Here is a 25,595-nt window from a genome sequence, read left to right as displayed (position 1 = left end):
TTTCCTGCTGATCTGCAGACTCAGCCGAGCGCCTGACTCACCAAACCGTAGGTGACCGTCCCTTCGGTCGCGGCGGGTTTCTCCTCGACGCCCTCTCGCGCCAGAGACATGGTGAGGACGGTATCGAATACCGACATTCCCACACGGGCGAGAAACCCGGCAAAGGCACCGCCCTCGCGATGGGTATCGAGCCGCAGGAAGCTTCCCGCGTGATGAAGGACGTGCGGACGAACGACGGCGATGGCTTCGGCGTCGTCTGCAGCGACGACCGGGCCGACAACATGTCCACGTCCGAAGGGGCGGCAGAGTGCAAATGCGGCGAGCGCTCCGTCGCGAAACAATCCGTAACCGACGGACTGTGGGAAGAGTTTCCCGATCAAAACGTCGCGCGCGACGCCGAAGGCTCGCGCATCCAGTTCAACCACGGCTGGGAGGTCTGCGGCGCCCAGCGGCCTAACGGTCGTCCCCTCCGGAACCATCGCGGTTTCCGCCGGCAGATGGACGACACCCTGGCACTGATACACGGTCTTGATCGGCTGGAATCCGATCGAATCGTAGAGACGACGCGCGGCCCGGGTCGAATTGAGCCTGAGGGCGCGCCCTTGGCAATCGGCAAGCACTTGGTGCATCAGCCATTGGCCCGTGCCGTTCGCCTGCAACCGCGGCGAGGTGATCACCATGCCGACCGTCGCGAAGCCTTCGCCGTGCGGGAACCACATCGCCGAACCGGCCACCCTTCCGATTTCATCCAGCGCGACATAGCCGCGACCGAACTCGCGCAGGAACTTCAGGTCTTCGGCACGCAAGGGCCAGCCGACGGAAATCGACAGCGCATGCAACTGTTCGATGTCTACGCTGTCCACGTCCTCAATACGAAGTTCGAAGCTGTCGATGACCTTGGAGTCTGATACGTGTCCGCCCACTCCTTCTCTCCCCGTCTTTCGCAACCTCAAATCGGCAGCACCGGAATCCTTCGCCTCCACCTTAGCTCAAGACTCCCGACAGAATTTGCTTGAGGGATCCTCCTATACACAACATTCCTCCGTATTCGTCGCGCTTTCGGCACGCAAACCCTGGTACGCACTCTAGACTGATCGGAATGATGCGAACCGGCGGTCGTTGCCGGTAGATTCAAGAGCCCGTACATGCCGCCGGCGCGGCCGCAAACACCGCGATAATTCCATCTCGCGCTAATGCAGTCGCCATCGGTGGCGGAATGGCGGACATCGCCACGGCTTACGAGTTCACGCGTCGAGGGACCGCCCTGGCCGTCAGAGAGAAAAGTGTGGTGGAAATCGCACCGGGTCTCGGCAAGCCGGCCATCTTGTGAGGGAAGCGATGCAGGCAACTGAAATTCTTGAAGCATTGATCGCCTTCCCTTCCGTCGTCGGCACGCCGAACGACAGTATCGTGGCTTGGATTCGCGACTATCTGGAGCGGCATGGCATCGCCGCCACCGTACTTCCCGGCCCCGAAGGCGACCGTTCGAACCTATTCGCCACGATCGGGGCCAAGGATCTGCCCGGTTACGTTCTGTCTGGCCATATGGACGTCGTTCCGGCCAATGAGGACGGCTGGTCGAGCGACCCCTTCCGCCTGCGTGCCGATGCGGACCGGCTCTACGGCCGGGGCACGACAGACATGAAGGGCTTTCTTGCGGCCGTCCTCGCCGCCGCGCCAAAACTCGCCAAGATGCCGCTCCGCCGGCCGATCCATATTGCGTTTTCCTATGACGAAGAAGCCGGCTGCCGCGGGGTGCCGCACATGATCGCTCGGCTGCCGGAGCTTTGCGAGAAGCCCCTGGGTGCCATCATCGGCGAGCCGAGCGCGATGCGAGCGATCCGAGCTCACAAGGGCAAGGCGGCTGCGCGGCTGACGGTGAGGGGGCGGTCCGGCCATTCGTCACGGCCGGACCAAGGCCTGAATGCCGTTCATGCAATAACCGATGTTCTCGCCTTGGCAGTGGCGGAAGCGGACCGCCTGAGCCGCGGCCCCTTCGAAAGCACCTTCGAGCCGCCCTTTTCTTCGCTCCAAATCGGCACTTTGAAGGGTGGCCAGGCGGTCAACATCATTCCCGAGTCCTGTGAGGCGGAATTCGAGGCACGCGCCATCTCCGGCGTCGAACCCCGCGGCCTGCTTGATCCCGTGCGGCAGGCGGCCGAGCGGTTGACCGAACGCGGCTTTGCCGTGGAATGGCAGGAACTCAGCGCCTATCCTGCCCTGTCGCTTCCCGACGATGCCCCGCTCGCGGCGCTTCTTGAGGAACTGACGAGCAAGAAGCCGCTTGCTGCCGTCAGCTACGGCACCGAGGCCGGCCTCTTCCAACAGGTTGGCATCGATTCGATCATCTGCGGTCCCGGCGAGATCGGTCGCGCCCACAAGGCGAACGAATACATCCTCGTGGATGAACTTGAGGCCTGCGAGACAATGATCGCGGCGCTCGGCGCAACTTGTGCGACAGACTCGTGAAGGAGCCCCGGCGATGACTTTCCTCTTCAACTCCGACGCGAAGCGAGGCGCAATCTTCGCCGAGGCCTTCGCGCGCGACCTGCCTGACATCCCCTTCTCGATGGACCCGGCGAAGGTCGATCCGGAGGACGTACGGTATCTGATCACCTGGACCGTGCCGGCCGATCTCGCCCGGTATCGCAATCTCGAAATATTGTTCTCGATCGGCGCCGGCGTCGATCAGTTCCAGATCGATGCCGTGCCGGCGCATGTGAAGGTCGTGCGCATGGTCGAGGACGGCATTGTCCGGATGATGCAGGAATATGTGACGCTCGCCGTGCTGGCACTCCATCGCAACCTGCCCGCCTATCTCGACCAGCAGCGCCGCGGAAATTGGCAGCCGATTTCCCAGAGGCAGGCGGTGGAGCGGCGCATTGGCGTTCTCGGCCTCGGCATGCTCGGCACAGCGGTGCTTGAACGCTTGAAGCCTTTCGGCTTTCCGCTTTCCGGCTGGAGCCGCAGCCCGCGCGACATCGCAGGTGTCAAATGCCTGTACGGCGAGGACAGACTCGATACCTTTCTCGGCTCGACAGACATCCTTGTCTGTCTGCTACCGCTGACGGACGAGACTCACGGCTTTCTGAACGCCGATCTCTTCGCCAGACTTCCGGCCGGTGCGGCATTGGTGCATGTCGGGCGCGGGCCGCAACTCGATCATGACGGACTTCTCGAAGCCCTGGACAACGGTCATCTTTCGGGCGCCGTGATCGACGTCACCGAACCGGAGCCGCTGCCGGAAACGCATCCTTTCTGGCGCCATCCCAAGATCCTGCTGACCCCGCATGTGGCGAGCGTCACCCAACCCGAAACTGCCGCGCTCGCGGTGATCGACAACATCAAGCGCCATCAGGAAGGCCTCGACCCGATTGGCCTGGTGGACCGCGACCGTGGCTATTAATTCCAATCCACATGAGGAAAAACATGTCCCTGCTGAAGACGATCGATCCGAACCCCGCCTTCGCCCCGCGCGAGAACTCTCCGCTTCCCGAACGCCTCATCGCCGGCAACCCGGCGTTCAAGACCTGGGCGCAAGATGTGGCCCGCGGCGAGATGATCCATACGGGCGTTTGGGAAGCGACACCCGGCGAAACACGATCGATAAAAGGCGAGACGTTCGAATTCTGCCACATTCTCGCGGGCGCCGTCGAAATTACCCCGGAGGACGGCGAACCGGTCGTTTACAAGGCAGGCGATAGCTTCGTGATGAAGCCAGGTTTCGTCGGCATCTGGAAGACGATCGAGACCGTTCGCAAGATTTACGTGACCGTTATGTGAGCACCGAAGCCGCGCGCCGCTATCGTCTTCGGCGCCCGGTATGAAGGCAGTCTGCTCAGCACGGGTCGCGCTCGTCTCGCAGTCGTCTTTCAATCCCCAACGAAAGAGTCCCCTGGGGCGCGGCATAACCATACAAGTTTCGGCGGGAGCGGGTGGCCGTCGGCTTAGTGCCGCACCCGGCAAACGCGCGGGCGCTCCCGCTGAATAGGCGCATTCAGCTCTTTGTATCCACTGTGCAAATGTTAGAATCATTCTAAAACAGCACTCGACAAGCGCTATGGTTGAGTCTATTTGCTCTAGCGCTCAACCTCGCAAGAAGGACCTATTTCATGAAGGGTGATCCCCAAGTCATCGAGCGGCTCAACGAAGCGCTATTCCTGGAACTCGGAGCGGTAAACCAATATTGGCTGCATTACCGGCTGCTCGAAGACTGGGGTTACACGAAGCTCGCCAAGAAAGAGCGCGCCGAATCGATCGAAGAAATGCAGCATGCCGACAAGCTCGTCGCACGCATCATCTTCCTAGAAGGGCATCCGAACCTGCAGACCGTCGCACCCCTGCGCATCGGCCAGAACATCAAGGAGGTTCTGGAGGCGGACCTAGCCGGTGAATACGACGCCCGCACCTCCTACAAGGCTTCACGCGACATCTGCAACCAGGTCGGTGACTACGTGTCGATGAAGCTGTTCGAAGAGTTGCTCGCCGACGAGGAAGGCCACATCGACTTTCTGGAGACGCAGCTCGAGCTCATCGACAAGCTCGGCGTGGAAAAATACGGCCAGCTCAACGCGGATTCCGCCGACAACGCCGCATGAGCCAGCCGCGCGGCCGATTCGACGCTCGATCGGCCGCGCATCTTCATGGGTTTCGCGGCCTCGCCGGATCATCAAGTGGGCGAAAACGCATCGGGGTCGAGGCCGCTCCTTCAAGCCTCCAGAACGATATCCTTCGGCGATCCCGAAACTGCACCCCATAGTCACCCTTAGCCGTGGTCGGCGCGCCTTCGCTGACACGTCCCGCTGATAGACGGCAGGATCCGCGGTCAGCTTGCCCGACAAAAGAATTCGCTGCCGATCCGGCCCAAAACGCAATTTTTGGCCGTCCGGATACCGCCACTCAAAGCACGCTGCTCGTGCCTGTCGGCTAGTCTCGCACTACTCTCTTGCGAGGAAAAGCGATGACCCTCAGTTTCGATCCGGACACCGTTTCACTGCCCGTCGGCCACTTCATCGGTGACCGGCTGGTGCCGGCCGAAGGCGCCATCGAGATGTACCGACCGTCCGACGGCAAGGCCTATGCAGGCTGTCCGCTTGCCGACGAGGTTGTCGTCGACCGCGCTGTGGAGACAGCAAAGCAGGCGCTCAAGGCCAGCAACTGGGGCAGCGTTCGGCCACGCGAACGCACGGTAGCGCTGCAGCGCTGGGCCGACCTGATCGAAAAGGAAGCGGACAATCTCGCAAGGCTCGAAGCGCTCTCCTCGACCCGCCCGGTCGGGCATTTGATCGCCGGCGATATTGCCGTCAGCGCCGAGCAGATCCGCTTCTTCGCCGAATTCGCCGACAAGGAGGGGAGTGACCTCGTTCCGACCGACGACGCCAATCTCGGCATGATCATGACCGAGCCCTATGGCGTCGTCGGCGCGATTACGCCGTGGAACTTTCCTGTTTCCATGGCCGCCTGGAAGCTCGGACCGGCGCTTGCTGCCGGCAATGCGGTGGTCCTGAAGCCGTCGGAAATGACGCCGTTTTCGACTATATTCCTGGCCGAACTTGCCATCCGCGCTGGCATTCCGGCAGGCCTCATCAATATCGTGCTCGGCGATGGACCAGTAACCGGCAACGCGATCACCGGCCATCCGGACATCGCCAAGGTGAGCTTCACCGGCTCGACTGCGGCTGGCTCGGCGATCATGACGAATATCGCCCGCACAGGCGTCAAGCCGATGACGCTGGAACTTGGCGGAAAGAGCCCGCAATTGGTTTTTGCCGATGCGGATCTCGACAAGGCGGCGGCAGCGATCGCCCAGAGCATGCTTTCCAATGCCGGTCAGGCCTGCGTCGCCGGATCGCGACTGATCGTCGAGGAGAGCGTCGCCGCGCCGCTCGCCGAGGCGATCGTTGCGCGCATGCAGGTTGCGAAGGCCGGCCCGACCTGGGACGAGGCGTCTGAATACTCGCCGATCATTTCCAGGCGGCAACTGAACCGCATTCACGGCATCGTCGAGGCTGCCGTTTCGGCAGGCGGCGAATGCCTGTTCGGCGGCCGCCAAATGGATGCGCCGGGCTATTTCTATCAGCCGACGTTGATGGCCGTGCGCGAAAGCTCCTCCCCGGCTGTCACCGAGGAGATCTTCGGACCGGTGCTCACTCTGCAAACCTTCGCCGACGAAGAGGAGGCGCTGGCGCTTGCCGACCACCCGACCTACGGCCTTGCCGCCGGCCTTTTCACCCGCGACCTGTCGCGCGCCGTACGTCTTACGCGCAAGCTGCAGGCCGGCACCGTATGGGTCAATCGCTACAGCCGCTCCCGCGACCACATCCTGCCGACCGGCGGCTACAAGCGCTCCGGCATCGGCAAGGATCTTGGGCGAGAAGCCTACCACGCCAATCGCAAGAGCAAGAGCGTGCTCATCAGCCTCTAAGCGGACTTGTGTGGCTCCAGCCACGCTTCGTCTGGTTAGGTTTTGTTTTTATCGCAGGTTTTCGGTCTGAACATCGACCTTCGGAAGCCTGCCTAGGGAGAAACAATGAAGTCCTATTCGATCGCTCTCATCCCCGGCGACGGCATCGGCGGCGACGTGACCGAGGCGGCCTGGCAGGTACTCTCGACCGTCGCCAGGTATTCCGGGTTTACGCTCACCGGCACGCGCTTTCCATGGTCCTGCGCCTTCTACAAGGAGACCGGTGCAATGATGCCGCCGGACGGCATCGAAACGCTCCGCCGGTTCGACGCGATCCTGCTCGGCGCTGTCGGCTGGCCCGCCGAAGTGCCGGACTCCGTTTCCTTGCATGGCCTGCTGCTGCCAATCCGCAAGGCCTTCGTGCAATATGCCAATATCCGGCCGCACCGGCTGCTTCCGGGCGTTGAGGGACCGCTCAAGGCTCGGAACTTCGACATACTCTGCATCCGCGAAAACACCGAAGGCGAATATTCCGGCGCCGGTGGGCGTGTGCATCAGGGAACAGCGGATGAGGTAGCCGTCGAGACTTCGATCTTTACCCGCACCGGCGTCGAAAGGATCCTCCGCTTCGGCTTCGAACGGGCGCGGGCGCGGCGCGGGAAGCTGGCCTCTGTCACCAAGTCGAATGCGCAGAAATATTCAATGGTATTCTGGGACGAGATCACGCAAAAGCTCGCTTCCGAATACCCGGACGTAGAGGTGACAAGCTACCATATCGACGCCATGGCCGCGCGCATGGTCATGGCGCCGGAAAGCCTCGACGTCGTCGTCGCCTCGAACCTTTTCGGCGACATCCTGACGGATCTCGGCGCGGCCATCCAGGGTGGCCTGGGCTTTGCCGCCTCCGCCAACATCAACCCGGATCGGACAGCTCCATCGATGTTCGAGCCGGTCCACGGCTCCGCTCCCGATATCGCCCATCTCCGCATCGCCAATCCCATCGCTGCGATCTGGTCCGGTGCACTGATGCTGGAGCATCTCGGAGAGACGAGCGCCGCACAGGCGATCATGGGGGCGATCGAGGAAGCCACCGCACGCGGCATCGGGACAGTGCCGGGCAAGGACAAGACAGAAGCCATAACCGCCGCGGTGCTCGCCGCGCTCGACTGATCATGAGGGAAACACCATGGACAATTTGAGGGATAGCAATCTCTTCCGCCAGACGGGCCTGATCGCCGGAAATTGGGCAAAGGCCAGGTCGGGCGAGGTCGTCGAGGTGATCGATCCGGCCAGTCAGGCGGTCCTCGGGACCGTCCCGGACATGGGGAAGGCCGAAACTCGCGCGGCGATCGAGGCGGCGAACACTGCCTTCGGCCCCTGGAAGAAGAAGACGCATGCCGAACGGGCCGCCCTGCTCGAGCGCTGGCATGCGCTGATGATCGAAAATCTCGAGGACCTGGCACTGCTCCTGACCCTCGAGCAGGGTAAACCGCTCGATGAGTCGCGCGCCGAGATCCGGTATGGCGCATCCTTCGTCAAGTGGTTCGCCGAGGAAGCGCGCCGCATCGGCGGCCACACGATCCCCTCGCCCACACCGGACCGCCGCATCGTCGTGCTCAAGGAAGCTGTCGGCGTCTGCGCCATCATCACGCCCTGGAATTTCCCGAACGCGATGATCACCCGCAAGGTGGCGCCTGCCTTGGCGGCCGGTTGCACCGTAGTGATCAAGCCGTCGGAATTCACGCCGTTTTCGGCGCTTGCCCTTGGCGTTCTTGCCGAGCGCGCCGGCATTCCGGCCGGCGTCATCAACATCGTTACCGGCATGCCGACGGCGATCGGCAACGAGTTCATGGCGAACGAGACGGTACGCAAGATCTCCTTCACCGGCTCGACGCGCGTCGGGTCGCTGTTGATGCGCGGCGCTGCCGACAGCGTCAAGCGTCTCTCCCTCGAACTCGGCGGTAACGCCCCGTTCATCGTCTTCGACGATGCCGATCTCGACCTCGCCGTCGAAGGCGCGATCGCCTCGAAGTTCCGCAATGGCGGCCAGACCTGCGTCTGCGCCAACCGCATCCTGGTGCAGGCCGGCGTCTACGACGCCTTCGCCGAGAAGCTCGGCGCTCGCGTCAACGCCATGAAGGTCGGCCCGGGCACCCAGCCCGGAATTGCGATCGGCCCGATGATCAACACGGCAGCGATCGAGAAGATCGACCGCCACGTCGAGGACGCTCTCGCCAAGGGCGCGAAGGTTACGGCGCGCGGCAACGCTGTACCGGACGGCAGGCAGTATACGGCTCCGATTGTCTTGACCGGCGCAACGACGGACATGCTGCTCGCAAGCGAAGAGACCTTCGGCCCCGTCGCCCCGCTCTTCCGCTTCGAAACGGAAGAAGAGGCAATCGCCATTGCCAACGGCACACCCTACGGTCTCGCCGCCTATTTCTTCACGGAGAGCCTGAAGCGCTCCTGGCGCGTTGGGGAAGCGCTCGAATTTGGCATGATCGGCCTCAACACCGGCGCGATCTCGACCGAAGTCGCGCCCTTCGGCGGCGTCAAGCAGTCGGGGCTCGGGCGCGAGGGCGCCCAGGCCGGCATCGAGGAATATCTCGAAATGAAGAGCTTCCATATCGGCGGGCTGGATTAACCGCCATCTACCAGATCCCGGTCGCCAGCGTGTATGGCGACCATTCGGCAAAATCGTAGCGGATCGGCACCGCGTCGGCCCGCCACACGATGCGACGGGGACGAAAGCGCCAGTAGCGTTCGGCACCCTCCAATGGTTCGTCATCAGGGTGCTCGAACAGGAGCTCCGCCTCGCCGGTCATCTGCAGGAGCCCGCCGGTCTGGAAATCCGGAAAGGCCAGCCCGGCGCGCCCGTTCAGTACGATATTGCCGAGCGTATTGAAGAAGTGGTTGCCGGGGAAATCCGGGATTGTCAGCCACCCGTCCTTGCCGAGGCGGATGAATCCGGAGCGGCCGCCGCGATGGGAGACGTCCACTTGGCGCCCGACATCGGGATCGGCGTAGGTGGCCACGAAAAACGTGTCTGCTCGTGCAATGACGCCGCGGGCTGTCTCGTCAAGCCGGAAGCTCCATCTGGGTGGCAGCGCCGGCGGATCCGCCGGATCCCGGGTGAAGCGGGCCTGTCTGAGCTGGATATATTTGGGACAATTGCCGAAGCTCTGCCCGACGGCGAGTTCGAAGCCTCGGCCCTGACGCGCAATGGTTCCGTTCAGCCGATTGCGGCGACGCGTGCCGAGATCGATCCCAAGCAGGCCGAGCGCGGCACCATCTTCCATGCCCGGCTCGGCGGGATCCGCTGGCTCCCTGGCGAGTTCGACGTTCAGGGTATGGGCGTCCGGCGCCCGGAGGAAACCCGGGTAGCCGAACCGCAGTGTTGCCCAGACGTCGCCGTTGGGCTCGACGGCACCGAGTACCACCATCGGCAGAAGCGAGTAGAATTCACGATGCTGATCGATCAGGTGATCGCGCACGACCCGGCGCCCGACCTCGTTCATACGGGTTTCCACACCGACGAGGCGCTGCAGGGCGATCTCCCCTTTATGCCAGGGAGAAGGTGCGAGGGCGGGGTTCTGCATGACCATTTGCCTCCATTCAAGCTGTCAGGCCCACCGGCGTTTTCTGGAAATCGACAAAACCTGGCAGGGCCTCGACGCGCTCGAGCCAGGTGCGGATATTCGAATAGGGTTGAAGGTCCACGCCGCCTTCGGGTGCTCGCGCGACGTAGCTGAAGAGCGCAACGTCGGCGATGGTCGGCCGATCGGCGGCTATCCAGGCCCTGCCGTCGAGCTCCGAGTCGACCAGGGATAGAATGGCGTGCGACCGCTGCATGGCCTCGTCGGCCCGATACGGCGCCTTGAACACGTTGATGAGGCGCGCCTGCGCCGGGCCATGGGCAATCTGCCCGGCCGCGACGGAAAGCCAGCGCTGGATGGCGGCCGCACCTGCAGGGTCTTCCGGCAGCCAGTCGGCGCGCCCGGTCTTCTTGGCGAGATAGACGAGAATGGCGTTGGAATCGCACACGATCGTACCGCCGTCATCGAGCACCGGAACCTGGCCAAAGGGATTGAGTTTCAGGAAATCCGGCTCCTTGTGCTCTTTCCTGGCGAGATCAACCAACACGAGCTCATGTTCGATGCCGAGCAGCGAGAGGAAAAGCCGGGCGCGATGAGCATGGCCGGAGAGTGGATGGTAAAAGAGCTTCATGACTGCCTCCTGAAAGAAATTGGGGAACAGACGGAAACATGATTATTGTTCTCCGCGTTGATAAGTCTTTTCCGAGGCACTAAACAATTTCATTTAGAGCAATAATTGGAGAGATGGACGATGGACCGTTGGCAGGCTATGCGGATCTTCGTCCAGGTGGTCGATAGCGGCGGATTCGCCCAAGCCGCCAAGATGCTGCATATGAGCCCGCCATCGGTGACGCGGGCGATCGCCGCACTGGAACAACAAATCGGCACGAGGCTGCTGGTTCGCACGACGCGGTCGGTGAAGCTGACAGCGGCCGGCGAGGGCTATGTGGCCGACTGCCGCCGCATCCTCGCAGAAATCGCCGAAGCCGAAGCCAATGCGGCGGGCAGCTTCACGCATCCGGCAGGGCTGCTCACGGTCACGGCGCCGGCGCTCTTCGGGCGCATCCATGTCCTGCCGGTCGTCCTCGACTTTCTCGATCACTATCCTGCGATGCAGGTGAAGACGGTCTTCGTCGACCGGGTGACCAATCTCGTCGAGGAGGGATTGGATGTGGCGATCCGCATCGCCGCGCTGCCCTCTTCCGGCCTCATCGCGCGCCGCATCGGCTCGGTGCGGCAGGTCGTCTGCGGCTCGCCAGACTACTTCGCCCGCTTCGGAAAGCCCCAAAGTCCGGAGGATCTCACACGCCACCGGATGATCGGCCGCGATGGTCTTTTTGGAAATTCCGAATGGCTGTTTGGACGCGACAGCAGCATACGGGTCCCGATCGGCGCTCGCCTCGTCGTCAATACCAATGACGCGGCGATCGCCGCCGCCGTTGCAGGCTGGGGATTATCCCGCTTTCAGTCCTACCAGGTAGCGTCGGAAATCGAGGCCGGCCGGCTCGATGTCGTGCTTGCCGATTACGAGCGCGAGCCGGTGCCGATTCACATCGTGCACGCGGAAGGCCGCAGAGTCTCGGCTCGCATACGTGCCTTCGTGGATTTCGCGGCGGAGCGTTTCCGCCGCCGCGCGGGCCTCGATGCGCGGCGGCCGCCGGAAGCGCCGCCTCGGTACGGCTACTGAATCCGGTCCAGCATCCTGTAGTACATGCCAACCAGCGGCAGGAACCACGGCTTGCCGAAATGTCCCGGTACAGCCGGCCAATCGAGGCCCTTCAGTGGATTGCGGTCCGGCCGATCGAGAATGGCGTCGGCAATGATCATGCCGAGATGGGTCGAAAGCTGCGCGCCATGGCCGGAATAGCCCATGGCATACCAGACTCCATCTTGATAGCCGGCGCGCGGATATCGGTCCTTGGTCACGTCGACAAGCCCGCCCCAGCAATAATCGACCTCGACATTGGCGAGTTGCGGAAAGATCTCCGCAAGGCTCGCCTTCAGGATCGCACCGCTCCTTGCATCTGACCGCTGGTCCGATGTGGCAGAAAACCTGGCGCGACCGCCAAAGATCAGTCGATTGTCCGGGGAAAGCCGAAAATAATTTCCGATATTCTTCGACGTGACGCAGGTGCGGTTACCGGGCATCGTCGCTTCGACCTCCGCCGCCGTCAGCGGCCGGGTGGCGATGATGAAGCTGCCAATCGCGATGATGCGGCGCCGGAAATAACCGAAAGCCGAGGGCGTATAGGCGCCGGTGGCGACCAGCACCTGGTCGGCGGTCACGCTCCCCCGTGCGGTCTTCAGTTCATGGCGGCCGCCGGCGCGCCGATGATCGGTAACCGCCGCGTGCTCGAAGATCGTCGCGCCATGACGGCTCGCCGCGTCGGCGAGACCGACGACATAGCGGCCCATATGCATCATCGCGCTCTTCTTCGAAAGCATCGCCCCGAAGAAGGGGGCGCCCACCTCATCTTTGAGTTCATGCGCTCTGAGCAGAGCAGTATCGGCGTCCACCTCAGCGTTCACCGCTTCAAAATTACGGGCAATCGTCTCGAAGTGTTGGGGCTTCGAAGCGAGCTTCAGCTTGCCGGCCCGCCGGAAATTGCACTCTATTCCCTCTTCGGCAATCAACGCCTCGATCGTGTCGATCGAATCGTCGAGCGCTTTGTAGAGGGCGATCGCCCGCTCCTTTCCGAGCTCCTTCTTTGCCGTCAGATAGCTGTGTGCGAGGCCATTGTTCAGATGCCCGCCATTGCGGCCGGAGGCGCCCCAACCGACCCTTTCCGCCTCCAGCACGACTACCTTCGCGCCGGCCTTGGCGAGTTGACGGGCCGCGCCCAGGCCGGTGAAGCCGCCGCCGATTATGGCGACGTCGTAATGGCCTTCGACCAGGCCCTGCACGGCCCCGGCAAAGGCCGGGGCGGTGTCGTGCCAATAGGAAACGTATTTCATGGCGTACCGCCCCTTTTTCTTGTTCAGAGACCGACGACGCCCGGCAGTTCCGAGATGTTGGCGATCTCGGTATAGCCGTAATAGGGATTGGCCGGCTCGTGACCGCGGTTCACCCACACCTTGTTCTTGATGCCGAGGTCATGGGCCGACATCAGGTCGTAGCGGAAGGAGGAAGAGCAGTGCAGAATGTCCTCCGGGCCGCAACCCAGCATGTCCAGCATGTATTCGAAGGCTTTGAACCGCGGCTTGTAGGCCTGCGCCTGTTCGGCGGTATAGACCTTGTGGAACGGCGCGCCGAGCTTCTCGACATTGGACATGATCTGCGAGTTCATTGCGTTTGACAGGATGACCAGCGGAATCTCCTTGGCGACTTTGGCAAGGCCAGCCGGAACGTCCGGATGCGGCCCCCAGGTCGGTACGCGCTCATAGACCATACGCGCGGCCTCGTCGCGGAATTTTATGCCGTTGCGCTTGCAGGTGCGTTCGAGCGAATTGTGCACGACCTCTGCATACGGCTTCCAATCACCCAGGATCTCATCGAGGCGATAGGCGGCAAAATTCTTGATGAACTCCGCCATCCGCGGCTCGTCCAGTTGCTCGCTATAAAGGTCACGAGCGGCCTCCGCCATCTGGAAGTTGGTCAGCGTGCCGTAGCAGTCGAAGGTGATGTATTTCGGGCGGAAGGTCGTCATGTGCATATCCTTCATAGACGGGTTCGGATGCCATAATCATAGGCCCTGGCCAACGCCTCGGCTCACCTGATTTCGCGAGCACCGAAGCAGAATCTACCGTATCGAAAGTCGCCTTTGGCAGAAGGTTGCGAGCCTCGCCCGCCCGCGCCGACCGAGGCCCCCATTTCCCGCAGCCCATCGCAGCATGCCAGCATAAGATGCGGCGGCGCGCGCGCGCAAAGCCATAAGATACCGCGCGGAAGCTGTCCTTCAGCCGATTTGCCGGATCCAAATCCTCCAGACTTCGAGGTCAGAAATGAGGAAGATTCGCAATGCAGACACGTCAGATCGATCTCATAACCTTCAGCCCCGAACACCTGGATGCAGCGGTCGGACTGTCACGCCAGGCCGGTTGGCCGCACCGGCCCGAGGATTGGCAGATGGTGCTCGCCTTAAGTGAGGGCATCGTCGCGCTCGAGGACGATCGTATCGTCGGCACCGTGCTCGTGACCTCTTACAAAGAGGACTGCGCGACGATCAACATGGTTATCGTCGACGAAGCGATGCGCGGCCGCGGGCTGGGGCGCCGGCTGATGGACGCCGCCTTGCGCATTGCCGGCAATCGCCCCTTGCGACTGGTGGCTACCGCGGAAGGTTTGCCGCTTTACGAGAAGGTTGGCTTCCGGGAGACGGGTCGCGTGCTGCAGCAGCAGGGCGTCGTTGGTGAAATGACCGCTCCGGCAGGCGTGGAGCCCGCAAACGCATCCGACGTCGCAGCGATTGCCGATCTCGACCGCGGCGCCTTCGGCGCGGACCGTGGCGACCTCATCGCCTCTATCGAGGCGGTCGGCGAATTCGCGGTGATGCGCCGCGATGGACGCGTTTGCGGCTTCGCTGCCCTGAGGCCTTTTGGCCGTGGCGAGGTCATCGGGCCGGTTGTTGCCGCCGATCTCAACGACGCCAAGGCATTGATCGCACATTTCATCGCCCGGCGGCCCGGGCGATTTTTGCGGATTGATACAATCGCAGATACCGGCCTCGGGCCATGGCTCGCCGAACAGGGTCTTGCCCATGTCGGCGACGCTATCGCTATGAGGACGTCGGTCAGTGAACGCGCTGCCGACGCCACCGCGACAACCTTCGCCCTCGCCAACCAGGCGTTTGGCTGACCCGGAGAGTCCCCATGTACAGCAATTCCCTCATCGAACTGGACCGTGCTCATCTCGTGCATCCGGTCGCCTCCTATCGCGGCCATGAAAAGCTGGGCGTGCGCGTGCTCGCCTCGGCTTCAGGTGCGACAGTCACCGACGCTTCAGGCAAGCAGCTGATCGACGGATTTGCCGGCCTCTGGTGCGTCAATGCCGGCTACGGCCATGAGAGCATCGTCGAGGTGGCAACGCGGCAGATGCGCGATCTGCCCTATGCGACCGCCTATTTCGGTCTCGGATCGGAGCCGGCGATCCGGCTTGCCTCGGAACTCGCCGAACGGGCGCCGGGCAATCTCGACCACGTCTATTTCACGCTCGGCGGCTCCGATGCGGTCGACAGCACGATCCGGTTTATCCGCTATTACTGGATCGCCCGGGGTGAACCGCAGCGCGACCAGTTCATCTCCATCGAGCAGGGCTATCACGGCTCCTCGACGGTTGGTGCGGGCCTGACGGCCTTGCCTTTGTTCCATGCGGGCTTTGGCATACCCTTTGACTGGCAGCACAAGATTCCATCGCACTATGCTTACCGTAATCCGGTCGGCGACGATCCGCAGGCGATCATTGATGCGTCGCTTGCAGCGCTGCGGCGCAAGGTCGAGGAGATCGGTTCCGAGCGGGTCGCGGCCTTCTATGCCGAGCCGATCCAGGGCTCCGGCGGAGTGCTGGTACCGCCCAAAGGCTGGATGAAGGCAATGCGCAATCTTTGCCATGAACTCGGCATTCTCTTCGTTGCCGACGAGGTGATCACCGGCTTCGGCCGCACCGGACCGCTCTTTGCCTGCGAGGAAGATGAGATCGTTCCGGACCTCATGACCGTGGCGAAGGGCTTGACTTCCGGCTACGTGCCGATGGGCGCGGTTTTCATGGGCGATCATATCTACCAGACGATCGCCGACAGCGCCGGTGCCGCAGCCGTCGGCCACGGCTACACCTATTCGGCCCATCCGGTCAGCGCCGCGGTCGGCCTTGAAGTGCTGAAGCTCTACGAGAACGGGTTGCTGGACAACGGCCGCAAAGCCGGCGCACGGCTGATGGCGGGGCTTGAAGGCCTCAAGGACCATCCGCTCGTCGGCGATGTCCGCGGCCGCGGCATGCTGGCGGCCGTTGAGCTCGTAACCGACAAGGAGAAGAAGACCCCGTTGCCGGCCGCAGCCGACCCGGCACGGCGCATCTTCGACCGCGCCTGGGAGAACGGCCTCGTCATCCGCGCCTTCGCCAACGGCGTCCTCGGCTATGCGCCGCCGCTCTGCTGCACCGACGCCGACATCGACGCCATCGTCGAGCGCACCCGGAAGGTGCTGGACGAGACCTTGGCGGACCCGGACGTACGCGCGGCCGTGAGGGCCTGAGAGCGACCATCCGCTTATTTCGCGGAATGGACATATTCGAAATTTTGTGCCGCGTCACCGTATCTTTTCGGAAACTTCCGCGCGGCACAGCAGCCAAACTGAAATCGCGAAATGGCGGCATTACAGTAAATGCGGTCGTCGATCGGCGGGGCGGAGATCCCGCGACGGGAACAGAATATTCTTCTTCCATCAAGCCGCTCCTTGTGAGCCCGAAAACTGGGGACTGAAGTTGAAGAGCCTTCCGGAATTCAAATATATGACCTTCGACGTAGTCGGCACGCTGATCGACTTCGAGAGCGGCCTCAAGGACTGCCTCGCCGGCATCGCGGCCGAGGCGGGCGTCGATATCGACGGCGAAGAGGCGCTGACGCTCTATCGCGCCGCCCGCTATTCCGAGGACGCGGACCTCTTTCCCGACGATCTCGTGCGGGTCTACCTCCAGATCGCGCCGAAGCTTGGCCTGCCAGCAGACCGAAGCTATGGCGAGCGCCTGCGGGACTCGGCAAGGAACTGGAAAGGCTTCGCGGACAGCGCCGATGCCCTGGCGCGGCTTGCGAAGGATTACCGGCTCATCGCCATGACCAACGCCCGCCGCTGGGCCTTCGAGTGTTTCGCGCGCGAGCTCGGTAACCCCTTTTACGCCGCCTTCACCGCGGACGACACCGGCACCGAAAAGCCGGACCCCGCCTTCTTTGAAAAGGTGTTCGACTTCGTCGCGTCCGAAGGCCATTCCAAGGACGACATCCTGCATGTCGCCCAGAGCCAGTATCACGACATCGGCATCTCGCGGGAGCTCGGCATGACCAATTGCTGGATCGAGCGCCGCCATGCCCAGAAGGGCTACGGCGGCACCATCGAGCCAGCCGAATTCACGAAGCCGGACTATCACTTCACCTCGATGGCAGCCCTCGCCGACGCCGTGGCTGAAGAACGCAAGTGATCCATTCAACGGATCGGGTCGAAGCCCACAAGAGAAGGGCAGCCCGCCAATTGAGAAGGGGAATGTCATGACAGACAAGATCACCAACTGGACCAGGTCGGACGACGCCATGGTCGAAACCGCCATCCGTCGTGGCGCCACACGCCGCGAACTGTTGCAGATGCTGCTTGCGGGCGGCGTCGCCATGTCGGCCGGCGGCGTCCTGCTCGGCCGCGCCGGTCAGGCGGTTGCCGCGACGCCGGTCGCCGGCGGCACGCTGAAGGCTGCCGGATGGTCGTCCTCGACCGCCGACACGCTCGACCCGGCCAAGGCATCGCTCTCGACCGACTACGTCCGCTGCTGCTCCTTCTACAACCGCCTCACCTTCCTCGATAAGTCCGGCACGCCGCAGATGGAGCTTGCCGAAGCAATCGAGACCAAGGATGCCCAGACCTGGACCGTCAAACTGAAAAGCGACATCACCTTCCATGACGGCAAGCCGCTCACCGCTGACGACGTGATCTTCTCGCTGAAGCGCCATCTCGACCCGTCGGTCGGTTCCAAGGTTGCGAAGATCGCCGCGCAGATGACCGGCTTCAAAGCGATCGACAAGCAGACCGTCGAGATCACCCTTGCCGACCCGAACGCCGACCTGCCGACGATCCTGTCGCTGCACCACTTCATGATCGTCGCCGATGGCACCACCGACTTCTCAAAGGGGAACGGCACCGGCGCCTTCGTCAGGGAGCTCTTCGAGCCGGGTGTGCGCTCGATCGGCGTCAAGAACAAAAACTACTGGAAGTCCGGCCCGCACGTCGATTCCTTCGAGTATTTCGCGATCAGCGACGACAGCTCGCGCGTCAATGCGCTCTTGTCCGGCGACATCCACCTGGCAGCCACGATCAATCCGCGTTCAATGCGCCTTGTCGAGAGCCAGGGTGACGGCTTCGTGCTCTCCAAGTCGACTTCAGGCAACTACACGAATCTCAACATGCGCCTGGACATGGAGCCCGGCAGCAAGCGCGATTTCGTCGAGGGCATGAAGTCCCTCGTCAACCGCGAGCAGATCGTCAAATCGGCGCTCCGCGGCCTCGGCGAGCTCGGCAATGACCAGCCGGTCTCGCCGGCCAACTTCTATCACAATGCCGACCTGAAGCCGCGGGCCTTCGATCCGGAAAAGGCGAAATTCCACTTCGAGAAGGCCGGCGTGTTCGGCCAATCAATCCCAGTGGTTGCTTCCGAAGCGGCCACCGCCTCCATCGATATGGCAATGATCATTCAGGCTTCCGCGGCCGAGATCGGCCTGAAGCTTGATGTCCAGCGCGTGCCTTCGGACGGGTATTGGGACAATTACTGGCTCAAGGCGCCGGTTCATTTCGGCAACATCAACCCGCGTCCGACGCCGGACATCCTGTTCTCGCTGCTGTACGCCTCCAGTGCTCCCTGGAACGAGAGCCAATACAAATCGGAGAAATTCGACAAGATGCTGATCGAGGCGCGCGGCTTGCTCGACCAGGAGAAGCGCAGGGAGATCTACAACGAGATGCAGGTGATGGTCTCCAACGAAGCCGGGGCCATCATCCCGGCCTACATCTCCAACGTCGATGCGCTCACGGCCAAGCTCAAGGGCCTGGAACCGAACCCGCTTGGTGGGCAGATGGGCTATGCCTTCGCGGAGTATGTCTGGCTCGAAGCCTGAAGAATGGAAAAGGGTCGGGCTGCAGCTGCACCGCTGCAGCCTACCCCACGGATTTTAGCCTTATGCGAAAGGGAACACGCGTGAACAACCGGGTTCTTTCCCTTGTCCTGAGCAGATTGCTCATTGCCCTGATCACGCTGGTGATCGTCTCGTTCGCCGTCTTCTTCGCGACGACGCTGCTGCCAGGCGACACGGCAACCATCCTGCTCGGCCAAGCTGCCACGCCGGAGGCCGTCGAGGGCCTGCGCAAGGCCATGCATCTCGACGATCCGGCGATCTTCCGCTTCCTGCGCTGGATCGTCGGTCTTCTGCAGGGCGATCTCGGCACCTCCTACGCCAACGAGATGCCGGTTGCCGATCTGATCGGCGGGCGCTTCATCAATACCTTGAAGCTTGCGGGCGTCACCGCGCTCTTCTCGGTGCCGATCGCGTTGACACTCGGCGTCAGCGCCGCGATGCTGCGCGGCTCGCTATACGATCGCATTGTCACTGTGATGACGATCGGCGTTATCTCCGTGCCGGAATTCATGATCGCGACCTCCGCCGTACTGATCTTCGCAGTCTATCTGAAATGGCTTCCGGCGCTCTCCTTCGCCAACGAGATCCATAGCCTTTCCGATATGCTGCGCATCTATGCGATGCCGGTGATCACGCTGACCTTCGGTGTCTCGGCTCAGATGATCCGGATGACGCGGGCGGCGGTGATCGAGACGCTGAATACGCCCTATGTCGAGATGGCTCTGCTCAAGGGCGCCTCTCGCCCGCGAATGGTGCTGCGCCATGCACTTCCGAACGCATTGGGGCCGATCGTCAATGCGGTTGCCCTTTCGCTTTCCTATCTCCTCGGCGGCGTCATCATCGTCGAGACGATCTTCAACTATCCGGGCATCGCCAAACTGATGGTCGACGCCGTGGCGACCCGCGACCTGCCGCTGATCCAGAGCTGCGCCATGATCTTCTGCCTCGGCTACCTGCTCCTGATCACGACGGCCGACATCATCGCCATCCTTTCCAATCCGAGGCTCCGATGACCATGACCAGTTCCGAGACCACTTCCGAGCGGATGACCGGATCCCGGTTTGGATACCGCTTCAACATCGTCGGCATGATCGGTCTTTCGGTCATCCTCTTCTGGGCGATCGTTGCGATCTTCGCACCGCTGATCATCCCCTACCCGGTCGGCGAGATCGTCGACCTCGACTACTTCGGTCCGATGAGCGCCGACTTCTGGCTGGGCTCCGACTATCTCGGGCGCGACATGTTTTCGCGGATCCTGATGGGCGCCCGTTATACCGTTGGCATTTCGCTCGCCGCGGTGACGATCGCCTGCTTCAGCGGCGTCGTGCTCGGCATGATCGCGGCGGTCGCCGGTGGCTGGCTCGACACCGTGCTGAGCCGTTTCCTCGACGCGCTCAACTCCATACCGAGCAAGCTCTTCGGCCTCGTGGTTGTCGCCGCTGTCGGCTCTTCCATCCCCGTGCTGATCCTGACCCTGTCGGTGATCTACATTCCGGGTTCCTATCGCTTCGCCCGGGCACTTGCGGTGAATATCAATGCCATGGATTTCGTCACGGTCGCCCGTATCCGCGGTGAAAGCACCTGGTATCTCATCCGCTCGGAGATCCTGCCCAACATCGTCGGGCCGGTACTGGCGGATTTCGGCATCCGCTTCGTGTTCATCGTGCTCCTGCTCTCCGGCCTCTCCTTCCTCGGCCTCGGCGTGCAGCCGCCCTATGCCGACTGGGGAGCGCTGGTGCGCGAAAACATCGGCGGCCTGCCCTTCGGCGCACCGGCGGTGATGGCACCCTCCTTTGCAATCGCCAGCCTCACGATCAGCGTCAATCTGCTGATCGACAACCTGCCCAAGAAGATCCGCGATCGGAGCGAATGATGGCCAAGCTCGTAGAAATCCGCGACCTCAAAGTCGAAGCCACCACCGATTCCGGCCGCCGCGTCGAGATCATCAAGGGCGTCAGCATCGATATCGCCGAGGGTGAGATTGTTGCCCTGATCGGTGAGAGCGGCTCGGGCAAGACGACGATCGCGCTAACGCTGATGGGCTATGCCCGCCCGGGCTGCCGCATCGCCGGGGGCCGCGTGTCGCTCGCCGGCAGGGACATGATCACACTCTCCGAAAAGCAGCGTGCAAAGGTCCGCGGCACTGAGGTTGCCTATGTGCCGCAATCCGCCGCCGCTGCTTTCAACCCGGCCGCCACCATCATGGACCAGGTGATCGAGGTCACCCGTATCCATGGGCTCATGCCGCCGGAGGAGGCGCGCAGCCGCGCGGTGGATCTTTTCCGGGCCCTGTCCTTGCCGGAGCCGGAGACGATCGGCAGCCGTTATCCGCACCAGGTGTCCGGTGGACAATTGCAGCGCCTTTCCGCCGCCATGGCACTCATCGGCAATCCCAAACTTGTCATCTTCGACGAGCCGACGACTGCCCTTGACGTGACGACGCAGATCGAGGTGTTACGGGCCTTCAAGTCGGTCATGAAGCAGGGAGGCATCGGCGGCGTCTATGTCTCGCACGATCTTGCTGTCGTTGCCCAGATCGCCGACCGTATCGTTGTCCTCAAGGGCGGCGAGGTCCAGGAAGCCGGCACCACCGAAGACATCCTCTCGAACGCCAAACATCCCTATACGCGCGAACTGCTCTCCGCCTTCGAGCCGAAACCGCGCCAGGCCGCCCAACCGGCTACCGCTCCGGCACCGCTCCTCGAGATCGACGGCCTCGTTGCGGGCTATGGACAGATACAGGCTGACGGCCTGCCGCTCGTCCGTGCGGTCGAGAATGTCAGCCTCAAGGTCGAGAAGGGCCGTAATCTTGGCATTATCGGCGAGTCCGGTTGTGGCAAGTCCACGCTTGCCCGCGCCATCGCCGGCATCCTGCCGGCGGCAGCGGGCAACATCGTCTTCGATGGGGTTACGCTCGACCAAAGCGCCCGCCAGCGCTCGCGCGAACAGTTGCGCGAGATGCAGATCGTTTTCCAATACGCCGACACCGCGCTCAACCCGGCAAAGTCCGTCGAGGAAATACTTGCGCGACCGCTGACCTTCTACCATGGCATGGGCGCAAAGGCGCGAAGCGCCCGCATCGACCAGTTGCTCGACATGGTGCGCCTGCCACGCAACCTGCGCCATCGCCAACCGCGCGAGCTGTCCGGCGGCCAGAAGCAGCGCGTGAACTTCGCAAGGGCGCTCGCGGCCGATCCGAAGCTGATCCTCTGCGACGAGATCACCTCGGCACTCGACACCGTGGTTGCCGCCGCGGTCATCGAGTTGCTGAAGGAACTACAGCGCGAACTCGGCCTTTCCTACGTCTTCATCAGCCACGATCTTTCCGTGGTGGAGGCAATCTGCGACGAGATTGTCGTCATGTATGGTGGAAAAAAGGTCGAGGAAATCACTCCCGCCAAGGTGAAGGCGCCACAGCACCCCTATTCGCAATTGCTTTTCTCGTCCGTGCCGAAACTCGACCCGACCTGGCTTGACGGGCTCGAGCAGGACCCGGAACTTGTACGGGCCTATTGCCGGCGTTAGAGCGTTTTGCAGGCAGGTGGAATCACCTGACGTCGCACAGATGCGGCAAAAAAACGGACAGAGCGGTAGCGCGAACATACGTGAGCGAATGCCGCTCTACTGCATGTATCCTTCTGAGGTTGCCGCCCTTTATCCAAGTAGTTTCTGACCTTTTGAACGTGTGATCGAGTGCGGTCTTCTGTCAGGCCTTTGTGTGCGACCTATCAGAAGCCGCTGGCCGGTATGGTGATCTGCGGATCGGGTCCAAATCTTAATCCGAGCTTCATGGCTCGAATGGTAGGTCGACCTCAAGCATACGGAGGATCGTGGAAGTCTTGAAATTCCCTCCGCGGTCACCGATATTTCTTTCACTTCTTTTTCATCCGGTGTGTATGCGAAAGGAGGACATCATGCTCAACCCGGAATTGGTCTGGATGACGCCCGTCACCGTCCGCATGAAGGACGGTCCGCCTCAGATGTTCGCTTCTGTCAACGACGTGCTCGATTTCCTGGAGGGCGATTGGGCAATCCATCGAGGCAGTAAACACAATCGGGCGGTTCAAACTTGCCGTCGCGCTCTAAACCGAATGACGCCAGTCGCCATCGCGCGTGAAGCCTTCATTGACGCGTGCCGAGATGCCGGCATGTCGACGGTTGCGGATGGACTGCTCGAGAGGAAAACCGGCGCTGGCGGTCAACATTCGCTTGCCTAGCCCGCATTTCTCACACTCCTTGCGCCCTGTATTGGATTGTGGCGAGCAGGATACGGGCGAGAGCCGCGAAAAGCGTAGCCCGTTCTACGATTGAGCGGTTTTCGCTGGAGACAGCCTCCACAATCCAACCTGCGGGCCGGTAGAAAATGGCGACAGTGTGCGTCGAATGACGTGCCCGATGAGCCACATCGGGCCGCGCCATTCCCCTACCCTGTCGCCATTTTAAACCGGCGCAGGGCACAAGGTGTGTCAGAAATGTGGGCTTGAATGGCTGGGCTGGCCCTTCGAAGGTGCCCAGCCTTTCGCGGCTTCGCCCGCGGCCGCCTGAGCATTCGCTGTTCGGCCAAACGCGTTCTGGTCGGATCGCCAGGCGCCACGTTCGGTTGGTCACTTTCGTCCTGGTTCCTACCCATCACCGGCGGCGGAGCGGAACTCGTGGCGGCCCTCACACTGCTTACAGGATAGGCCGGTCCTCGGGTTAAACCCTTGGTGCCGAGGAGAGGGAATAGCTGAGAATCTAAAGCCGGAACAGGCTGGTCAGCGGCATGTGCGCCTTGACGATGGGCGACTTCAGCACGACGAAGCTGAAATATTTGTCGATGCCGACATCCATATCGGTCAGACGCTCCATGATGGTCTGGTATTCGCCGATGCCGGCGGCGACGAATTTCACCAGATAGTCATAGCCGCCCGAAACCAAATGGCACTCGATCACCTGGTCGACCTTCTCGATTGCCGCCAGGAAACGGGCGAAGTCGATCTGCCGATGGTTCTTCAGCGTGATTTCGGTAAAGACGGTCAACGTCTGGCCAAGCTTGCCCACATTGATCTGCGCGGAATAGCCCTCAATATAACCCTCTGACTGCAGTTTCTTCACCCTCATCAGGCACGGGCTCGGCGAGAGGTTGACCAGTTCGGCAAGCTCCACATTGGTGATGCGGCCATTCTTCTGCAATTCGTAGAGAATTTTTATGTCGATCCGGTCGAGCTTCATCCGTGTGCCTCCGCCTGGCAATAGGGGTCAACGTCGCAGCACATTATGCTGCCCTACTTCCCACGCTGACCTTAACACGTTGGTGTCACATGTCGATTTTGTTTCTTGCAATGTGCCGAAGCAGAAAGGACTGCAGCCTCTCTGCAAGACGGAATTTTCTGCTGTCTAGGTCCAGCTCTCCAGCAACGTCTTAGGCGCATAATGACTAGGCTGAACGCAAATGGAGACAATGCAATGCCCGCGCCGCTGAAACTCGTCGACACGACGCCCACCCTGCCTGCAGTTGCCGATGCGGTGGTGATCGGTGGCGGAATTGTCGGTGTTTTCACGGCCTACTATCTTGCCCGGCGGGGATTGAAGGTGGCCCTCGTCGAGAAGGGGCGGATCGGCGCCGAGCAATCCAGCCGGAATTGGGGCTGGTGCAGACAGCAGAACCGCGACGCCCGCGAACTGCCGATGTCGACGAAAAGCCTGGACCTGTGGGAGCGTTTCGCGGAAGAGAGCGGCGAGGACACCGGCTTTCGGCGCTGCGGCCTCTTCTATCTGAGCGACAGCGAGGAGGAACTGGCCGGTTGGGCACGCTGGCGCGACTTTGCTCGCACCGTCGGCGTCACGACGCACATGCTGGATAGCGCCGAGGCAAGCGAACGCGGTCGCGCGACCGGCAAGCCCTGGAAGGGCGGCGTCTTTTCGCCGACCGATGGCACCGCCGACCCGGCAAGCGCCGCACCTGCGGTCGCGCGAGCGCTCCTGAAGCTCGGCGGCACGGTACATCAATCCTGTGCGGCCCGCGGCATCGAGCTCGAAGGCGGACGCCTGTCCGGTGTCGTCACCGAACACGGAACCATCCGCACAAACACGGCCGTGCTCGCCGGCGGCGCCTGGGCCTCCTCCTTTTGCCGGCAGCTCGGCGTTCGCTTCCCTCAGGCCTCCGTCCGCTCGTCGATCCTGTCCGTCTCCCCGGGCGCGGCGAACCTGCCGGACGCGCTGCACACGGCCGCCGTCTCGGTAACACGTCGCGCCGATGGCGGTTACACATTGGCCATTAGCGGCCGCGGCCGCGTCGATCCCACGCCGCAGCAAATGCGCTTCGCTCCGCAATTCCTGCCGATGTTCCTGCGTCGTTGGCGCAGTCTCGCACCCGGTGGCCTGGAGGGTATCCGATCCGGTCACGAGGGCCCCGCCCGCTGGCAACTCGACCAGCCGACGCCGATGGAGCGCATGCGCATACTCGATCCGGCAGTGGACAAACGCACGATACGCCTGACCCATGCGCGCGCGCTCGAACTGCTCCCCCCCTTGAAGAACACCCATGTCACCGCGGCCTGGGCCGGTTATATCGACAGCACTCCAGACGGTGTCCCCGGCATTGGGGAGATTTCCAGCATACCGGGTTTCATTCTTGCGGCCGGCTTCAGCGGCCACGGCTTCGGCATCGGACCCGGCGCCGGCCACCTGATCGCGGACATGATCACCGGCGGCGAGCCGATCGTCGATCCCCGCCCCTATCACCCGGACCGCTTCCGCAAATCCGCCTGGGGCAAGGTCGCCGACTTTTGACAG

General features: G+C 62.4%; 23 protein-coding genes. 17 read left to right on the top strand and 6 right to left on the bottom strand.

Annotated elements, in window-relative coordinates; genetic code table 11:
- Nucleotides 1–20: 20 nt before the first annotated feature.
- A complete protein-coding gene (locus EKH55_RS24475) occupies nucleotides 21–923 on the bottom strand; it encodes a GNAT family N-acetyltransferase (RefSeq protein WP_151613509.1) in 903 nt (300 codons plus the stop codon).
- A 415-nt stretch (nucleotides 924–1,338) separates the two neighbouring features.
- Between EKH55_RS24475 and argE the strand changes: the two genes are divergently transcribed.
- From argE to EKH55_RS24440, 7 genes are all read left to right on the top strand, one after another.
- Nucleotides 1,339–2,469, top strand: a complete 1,131-nt coding sequence (gene argE / locus EKH55_RS24470) for an acetylornithine deacetylase (protein WP_151613508.1) — start codon at nucleotides 1,339–1,341, stop codon at nucleotides 2,467–2,469.
- A gap of 13 nt (nucleotides 2,470–2,482) precedes the next feature.
- Nucleotides 2,483–3,406 (top strand): 2-hydroxyacid dehydrogenase, encoded by a 924-nt coding sequence (locus EKH55_RS24465; RefSeq protein WP_151613507.1) that lies wholly within the window; start codon nucleotides 2,483–2,485, stop codon nucleotides 3,404–3,406.
- A 23-nt stretch (nucleotides 3,407–3,429) separates the two neighbouring features.
- Complete coding sequence (locus EKH55_RS24460) at nucleotides 3,430–3,783, top strand: cupin domain-containing protein (protein ID WP_151613506.1); 354 nt, start codon at nucleotides 3,430–3,432, stop codon at nucleotides 3,781–3,783.
- Nucleotides 3,784–4,112: 329 nt separating this feature from the next.
- Nucleotides 4,113–4,598, top strand: coding sequence for a bacterioferritin (bfr, locus tag EKH55_RS24455; RefSeq protein ID WP_151613505.1), 486 nt, complete (start codon nucleotides 4,113–4,115; stop codon nucleotides 4,596–4,598).
- 362 nt (nucleotides 4,599–4,960) lie between these two features.
- The gene (locus EKH55_RS24450) at nucleotides 4,961–6,424 is read left to right on the top strand and encodes an aldehyde dehydrogenase family protein (protein ID WP_151613504.1); all 1,464 of its coding nucleotides are present in this window, start codon (nucleotides 4,961–4,963) and stop codon (nucleotides 6,422–6,424) included.
- 105 nt (nucleotides 6,425–6,529) lie between these two features.
- Nucleotides 6,530–7,573: a tartrate dehydrogenase gene (locus EKH55_RS24445; RefSeq protein ID WP_151613503.1), complete on the top strand. Its 1,044-nt coding sequence runs from the start codon at nucleotides 6,530–6,532 to the stop codon at nucleotides 7,571–7,573.
- 16 nt (nucleotides 7,574–7,589) lie between these two features.
- Complete coding sequence (locus tag EKH55_RS24440; RefSeq protein ID WP_151613502.1) at nucleotides 7,590–9,047, top strand: NAD-dependent succinate-semialdehyde dehydrogenase; 1,458 nt, start codon at nucleotides 7,590–7,592, stop codon at nucleotides 9,045–9,047.
- Nucleotides 9,048–9,054: 7 nt separating this feature from the next.
- Here the strand turns inward: EKH55_RS24440 and EKH55_RS24435 are convergent, their stop codons facing one another.
- Nucleotides 9,055–10,002: a pyridoxamine 5'-phosphate oxidase family protein gene (locus EKH55_RS24435; protein ID WP_151613501.1), complete on the bottom strand. Its 948-nt coding sequence runs from the start codon at nucleotides 10,000–10,002 to the stop codon at nucleotides 9,055–9,057.
- Nucleotides 10,003–10,018: 16 nt separating this feature from the next.
- Nucleotides 10,019–10,630: a glutathione S-transferase family protein gene (locus EKH55_RS24430; RefSeq protein ID WP_151613500.1), complete on the bottom strand. Its 612-nt coding sequence runs from the start codon at nucleotides 10,628–10,630 to the stop codon at nucleotides 10,019–10,021.
- 120 nt (nucleotides 10,631–10,750) lie between these two features.
- Here EKH55_RS24430 and EKH55_RS24425 point away from each other — a divergent pair, with 120 nt between their 5' ends.
- Complete coding sequence (locus EKH55_RS24425) at nucleotides 10,751–11,686, top strand: LysR family transcriptional regulator (protein ID WP_151613499.1); 936 nt, start codon at nucleotides 10,751–10,753, stop codon at nucleotides 11,684–11,686.
- On the opposite strand, the gene EKH55_RS24420 is transcribed toward EKH55_RS24425, so the two are convergent.
- Entirely contained in the window at nucleotides 11,680–12,954 is a 1,275-nt protein-coding gene (locus EKH55_RS24420; RefSeq protein ID WP_151613498.1) for an NAD(P)/FAD-dependent oxidoreductase, read from the bottom strand. The two genes, EKH55_RS24425 and EKH55_RS24420, sit on opposite strands and share 7 nt — an antisense overlap.
- Before the next feature lie 23 nt (nucleotides 12,955–12,977).
- On the bottom strand, nucleotides 12,978–13,646 hold the full coding sequence (locus EKH55_RS24415; RefSeq protein ID WP_151613497.1) for a haloacid dehalogenase type II: 669 nt from the start codon (nucleotides 13,644–13,646) through the stop codon (nucleotides 12,978–12,980).
- A 311-nt stretch (nucleotides 13,647–13,957) separates the two neighbouring features.
- Between EKH55_RS24415 and EKH55_RS24410 the strand changes: the two genes are divergently transcribed.
- The 8 genes from EKH55_RS24410 to EKH55_RS24375 all read left to right on the top strand — a co-directional run bounded on the left by EKH55_RS24410 (nucleotide 13,958) and on the right by EKH55_RS24375 (nucleotide 23,038).
- Nucleotides 13,958–14,794 carry a GNAT family N-acetyltransferase gene (locus tag EKH55_RS24410; RefSeq protein WP_069460195.1) on the top strand — a complete coding sequence of 279 codons (837 nt, stop codon included), beginning with the start codon at nucleotides 13,958–13,960 and terminating at the stop codon, nucleotides 14,792–14,794.
- Between the two features lie 14 nt (nucleotides 14,795–14,808).
- Nucleotides 14,809–16,185, top strand: coding sequence for an aspartate aminotransferase family protein (locus EKH55_RS24405; protein WP_151613496.1), 1,377 nt, complete (start codon nucleotides 14,809–14,811; stop codon nucleotides 16,183–16,185).
- A gap of 256 nt (nucleotides 16,186–16,441) precedes the next feature.
- Entirely contained in the window at nucleotides 16,442–17,125 is a 684-nt protein-coding gene (locus tag EKH55_RS24400; protein WP_192803812.1) for an HAD-IA family hydrolase, read from the top strand.
- A gap of 67 nt (nucleotides 17,126–17,192) precedes the next feature.
- Nucleotides 17,193–18,803 (top strand): ABC transporter substrate-binding protein, encoded by a 1,611-nt coding sequence (locus tag EKH55_RS24395; RefSeq protein WP_151613495.1) that lies wholly within the window; start codon nucleotides 17,193–17,195, stop codon nucleotides 18,801–18,803.
- A gap of 80 nt (nucleotides 18,804–18,883) precedes the next feature.
- Nucleotides 18,884–19,834: an ABC transporter permease gene (locus tag EKH55_RS24390; RefSeq protein ID WP_151613494.1), complete on the top strand. Its 951-nt coding sequence runs from the start codon at nucleotides 18,884–18,886 to the stop codon at nucleotides 19,832–19,834.
- Nucleotides 19,831–20,694, top strand: coding sequence for an ABC transporter permease (locus tag EKH55_RS24385; protein ID WP_151613493.1), 864 nt, complete (start codon nucleotides 19,831–19,833; stop codon nucleotides 20,692–20,694). Before EKH55_RS24390 ends, EKH55_RS24385 begins: the two co-directional genes overlap by 4 nt.
- Nucleotides 20,694–22,346: an ABC transporter ATP-binding protein gene (locus EKH55_RS24380; RefSeq protein ID WP_151613492.1), complete on the top strand. Its 1,653-nt coding sequence runs from the start codon at nucleotides 20,694–20,696 to the stop codon at nucleotides 22,344–22,346. The genes EKH55_RS24385 and EKH55_RS24380 overlap by 1 nt, the downstream gene beginning before the upstream one ends.
- Before the next feature lie 389 nt (nucleotides 22,347–22,735).
- Nucleotides 22,736–23,038 carry a DUF982 domain-containing protein gene (locus tag EKH55_RS24375; protein WP_427915878.1) on the top strand — a complete coding sequence of 101 codons (303 nt, stop codon included), beginning with the start codon at nucleotides 22,736–22,738 and terminating at the stop codon, nucleotides 23,036–23,038.
- A 517-nt stretch (nucleotides 23,039–23,555) separates the two neighbouring features.
- On the opposite strand, the gene EKH55_RS24370 is transcribed toward EKH55_RS24375, so the two are convergent.
- Nucleotides 23,556–24,032 (bottom strand): Lrp/AsnC family transcriptional regulator, encoded by a 477-nt coding sequence (locus EKH55_RS24370; protein WP_069460188.1) that lies wholly within the window; start codon nucleotides 24,030–24,032, stop codon nucleotides 23,556–23,558.
- 234 nt (nucleotides 24,033–24,266) lie between these two features.
- Here EKH55_RS24370 and EKH55_RS24365 point away from each other — a divergent pair, with 234 nt between their 5' ends.
- The gene (locus EKH55_RS24365) at nucleotides 24,267–25,592 is read left to right on the top strand and encodes an NAD(P)/FAD-dependent oxidoreductase (RefSeq protein WP_151613491.1); all 1,326 of its coding nucleotides are present in this window, start codon (nucleotides 24,267–24,269) and stop codon (nucleotides 25,590–25,592) included.
- The last annotated feature ends 3 nt before the right edge of the window (nucleotides 25,593–25,595 follow it).

Origin of the sequence: Sinorhizobium alkalisoli (assembly GCF_008932245.1) — a bacterium.
GTDB classification, from domain to species: domain Bacteria; phylum Pseudomonadota; class Alphaproteobacteria; order Rhizobiales; family Rhizobiaceae; genus Sinorhizobium; species Sinorhizobium alkalisoli.
This window is presented reverse-complemented; position numbering and strand designations above follow the sequence as displayed.

What these genes read in the sequence shown, in the direction of transcription:
- EKH55_RS24385 (WP_151613493.1), top strand. Translation starts at nt 19,831, where the DNA reads ATGACCATGACCAGTTCCGAGACCACTTCCGAGCGGATGACCGGATCC.
- EKH55_RS24465 (WP_151613507.1), top strand. Translation starts at nt 2,483, where the DNA reads ATGACTTTCCTCTTCAACTCCGACGCGAAGCGAGGCGCAATCTTCGCC.
- EKH55_RS24365 (WP_151613491.1), top strand. Translation starts at nt 24,267, where the DNA reads ATGCCCGCGCCGCTGAAACTCGTCGACACGACGCCCACCCTGCCTGCA.
- EKH55_RS24370 (WP_069460188.1), bottom strand. Translation starts at nt 24,032, where the DNA reads ATGAAGCTCGACCGGATCGACATAAAAATTCTCTACGAATTGCAGAAG.
- bfr (WP_151613505.1), top strand. Translation starts at nt 4,113, where the DNA reads ATGAAGGGTGATCCCCAAGTCATCGAGCGGCTCAACGAAGCGCTATTC.
- EKH55_RS24380 (WP_151613492.1), top strand. Translation starts at nt 20,694, where the DNA reads ATGGCCAAGCTCGTAGAAATCCGCGACCTCAAAGTCGAAGCCACCACC.
- EKH55_RS24395 (WP_151613495.1), top strand. Translation starts at nt 17,193, where the DNA reads ATGACAGACAAGATCACCAACTGGACCAGGTCGGACGACGCCATGGTC.
- EKH55_RS24425 (WP_151613499.1), top strand. Translation starts at nt 10,751, where the DNA reads ATGGACCGTTGGCAGGCTATGCGGATCTTCGTCCAGGTGGTCGATAGC.
- EKH55_RS24450 (WP_151613504.1), top strand. Translation starts at nt 4,961, where the DNA reads ATGACCCTCAGTTTCGATCCGGACACCGTTTCACTGCCCGTCGGCCAC.
- EKH55_RS24410 (WP_069460195.1), top strand. Translation starts at nt 13,958, where the DNA reads ATGCAGACACGTCAGATCGATCTCATAACCTTCAGCCCCGAACACCTG.
- EKH55_RS24460 (WP_151613506.1), top strand. Translation starts at nt 3,430, where the DNA reads ATGTCCCTGCTGAAGACGATCGATCCGAACCCCGCCTTCGCCCCGCGC.
- EKH55_RS24405 (WP_151613496.1), top strand. Translation starts at nt 14,809, where the DNA reads ATGTACAGCAATTCCCTCATCGAACTGGACCGTGCTCATCTCGTGCAT.
- EKH55_RS24430 (WP_151613500.1), bottom strand. Translation starts at nt 10,630, where the DNA reads ATGAAGCTCTTTTACCATCCACTCTCCGGCCATGCTCATCGCGCCCGG.
- EKH55_RS24435 (WP_151613501.1), bottom strand. Translation starts at nt 10,002, where the DNA reads ATGCAGAACCCCGCCCTCGCACCTTCTCCCTGGCATAAAGGGGAGATC.
- EKH55_RS24400 (WP_192803812.1), top strand. Translation starts at nt 16,442, where the DNA reads ATGACCTTCGACGTAGTCGGCACGCTGATCGACTTCGAGAGCGGCCTC.
- EKH55_RS24445 (WP_151613503.1), top strand. Translation starts at nt 6,530, where the DNA reads ATGAAGTCCTATTCGATCGCTCTCATCCCCGGCGACGGCATCGGCGGC.
- EKH55_RS24375 (WP_427915878.1), top strand. Translation starts at nt 22,736, where the DNA reads ATGCTCAACCCGGAATTGGTCTGGATGACGCCCGTCACCGTCCGCATG.
- EKH55_RS24415 (WP_151613497.1), bottom strand. Translation starts at nt 13,646, where the DNA reads ATGACGACCTTCCGCCCGAAATACATCACCTTCGACTGCTACGGCACG.
- EKH55_RS24440 (WP_151613502.1), top strand. Translation starts at nt 7,590, where the DNA reads ATGGACAATTTGAGGGATAGCAATCTCTTCCGCCAGACGGGCCTGATC.
- argE (WP_151613508.1), top strand. Translation starts at nt 1,339, where the DNA reads ATGCAGGCAACTGAAATTCTTGAAGCATTGATCGCCTTCCCTTCCGTC.
- EKH55_RS24420 (WP_151613498.1), bottom strand. Translation starts at nt 12,954, where the DNA reads ATGAAATACGTTTCCTATTGGCACGACACCGCCCCGGCCTTTGCCGGG.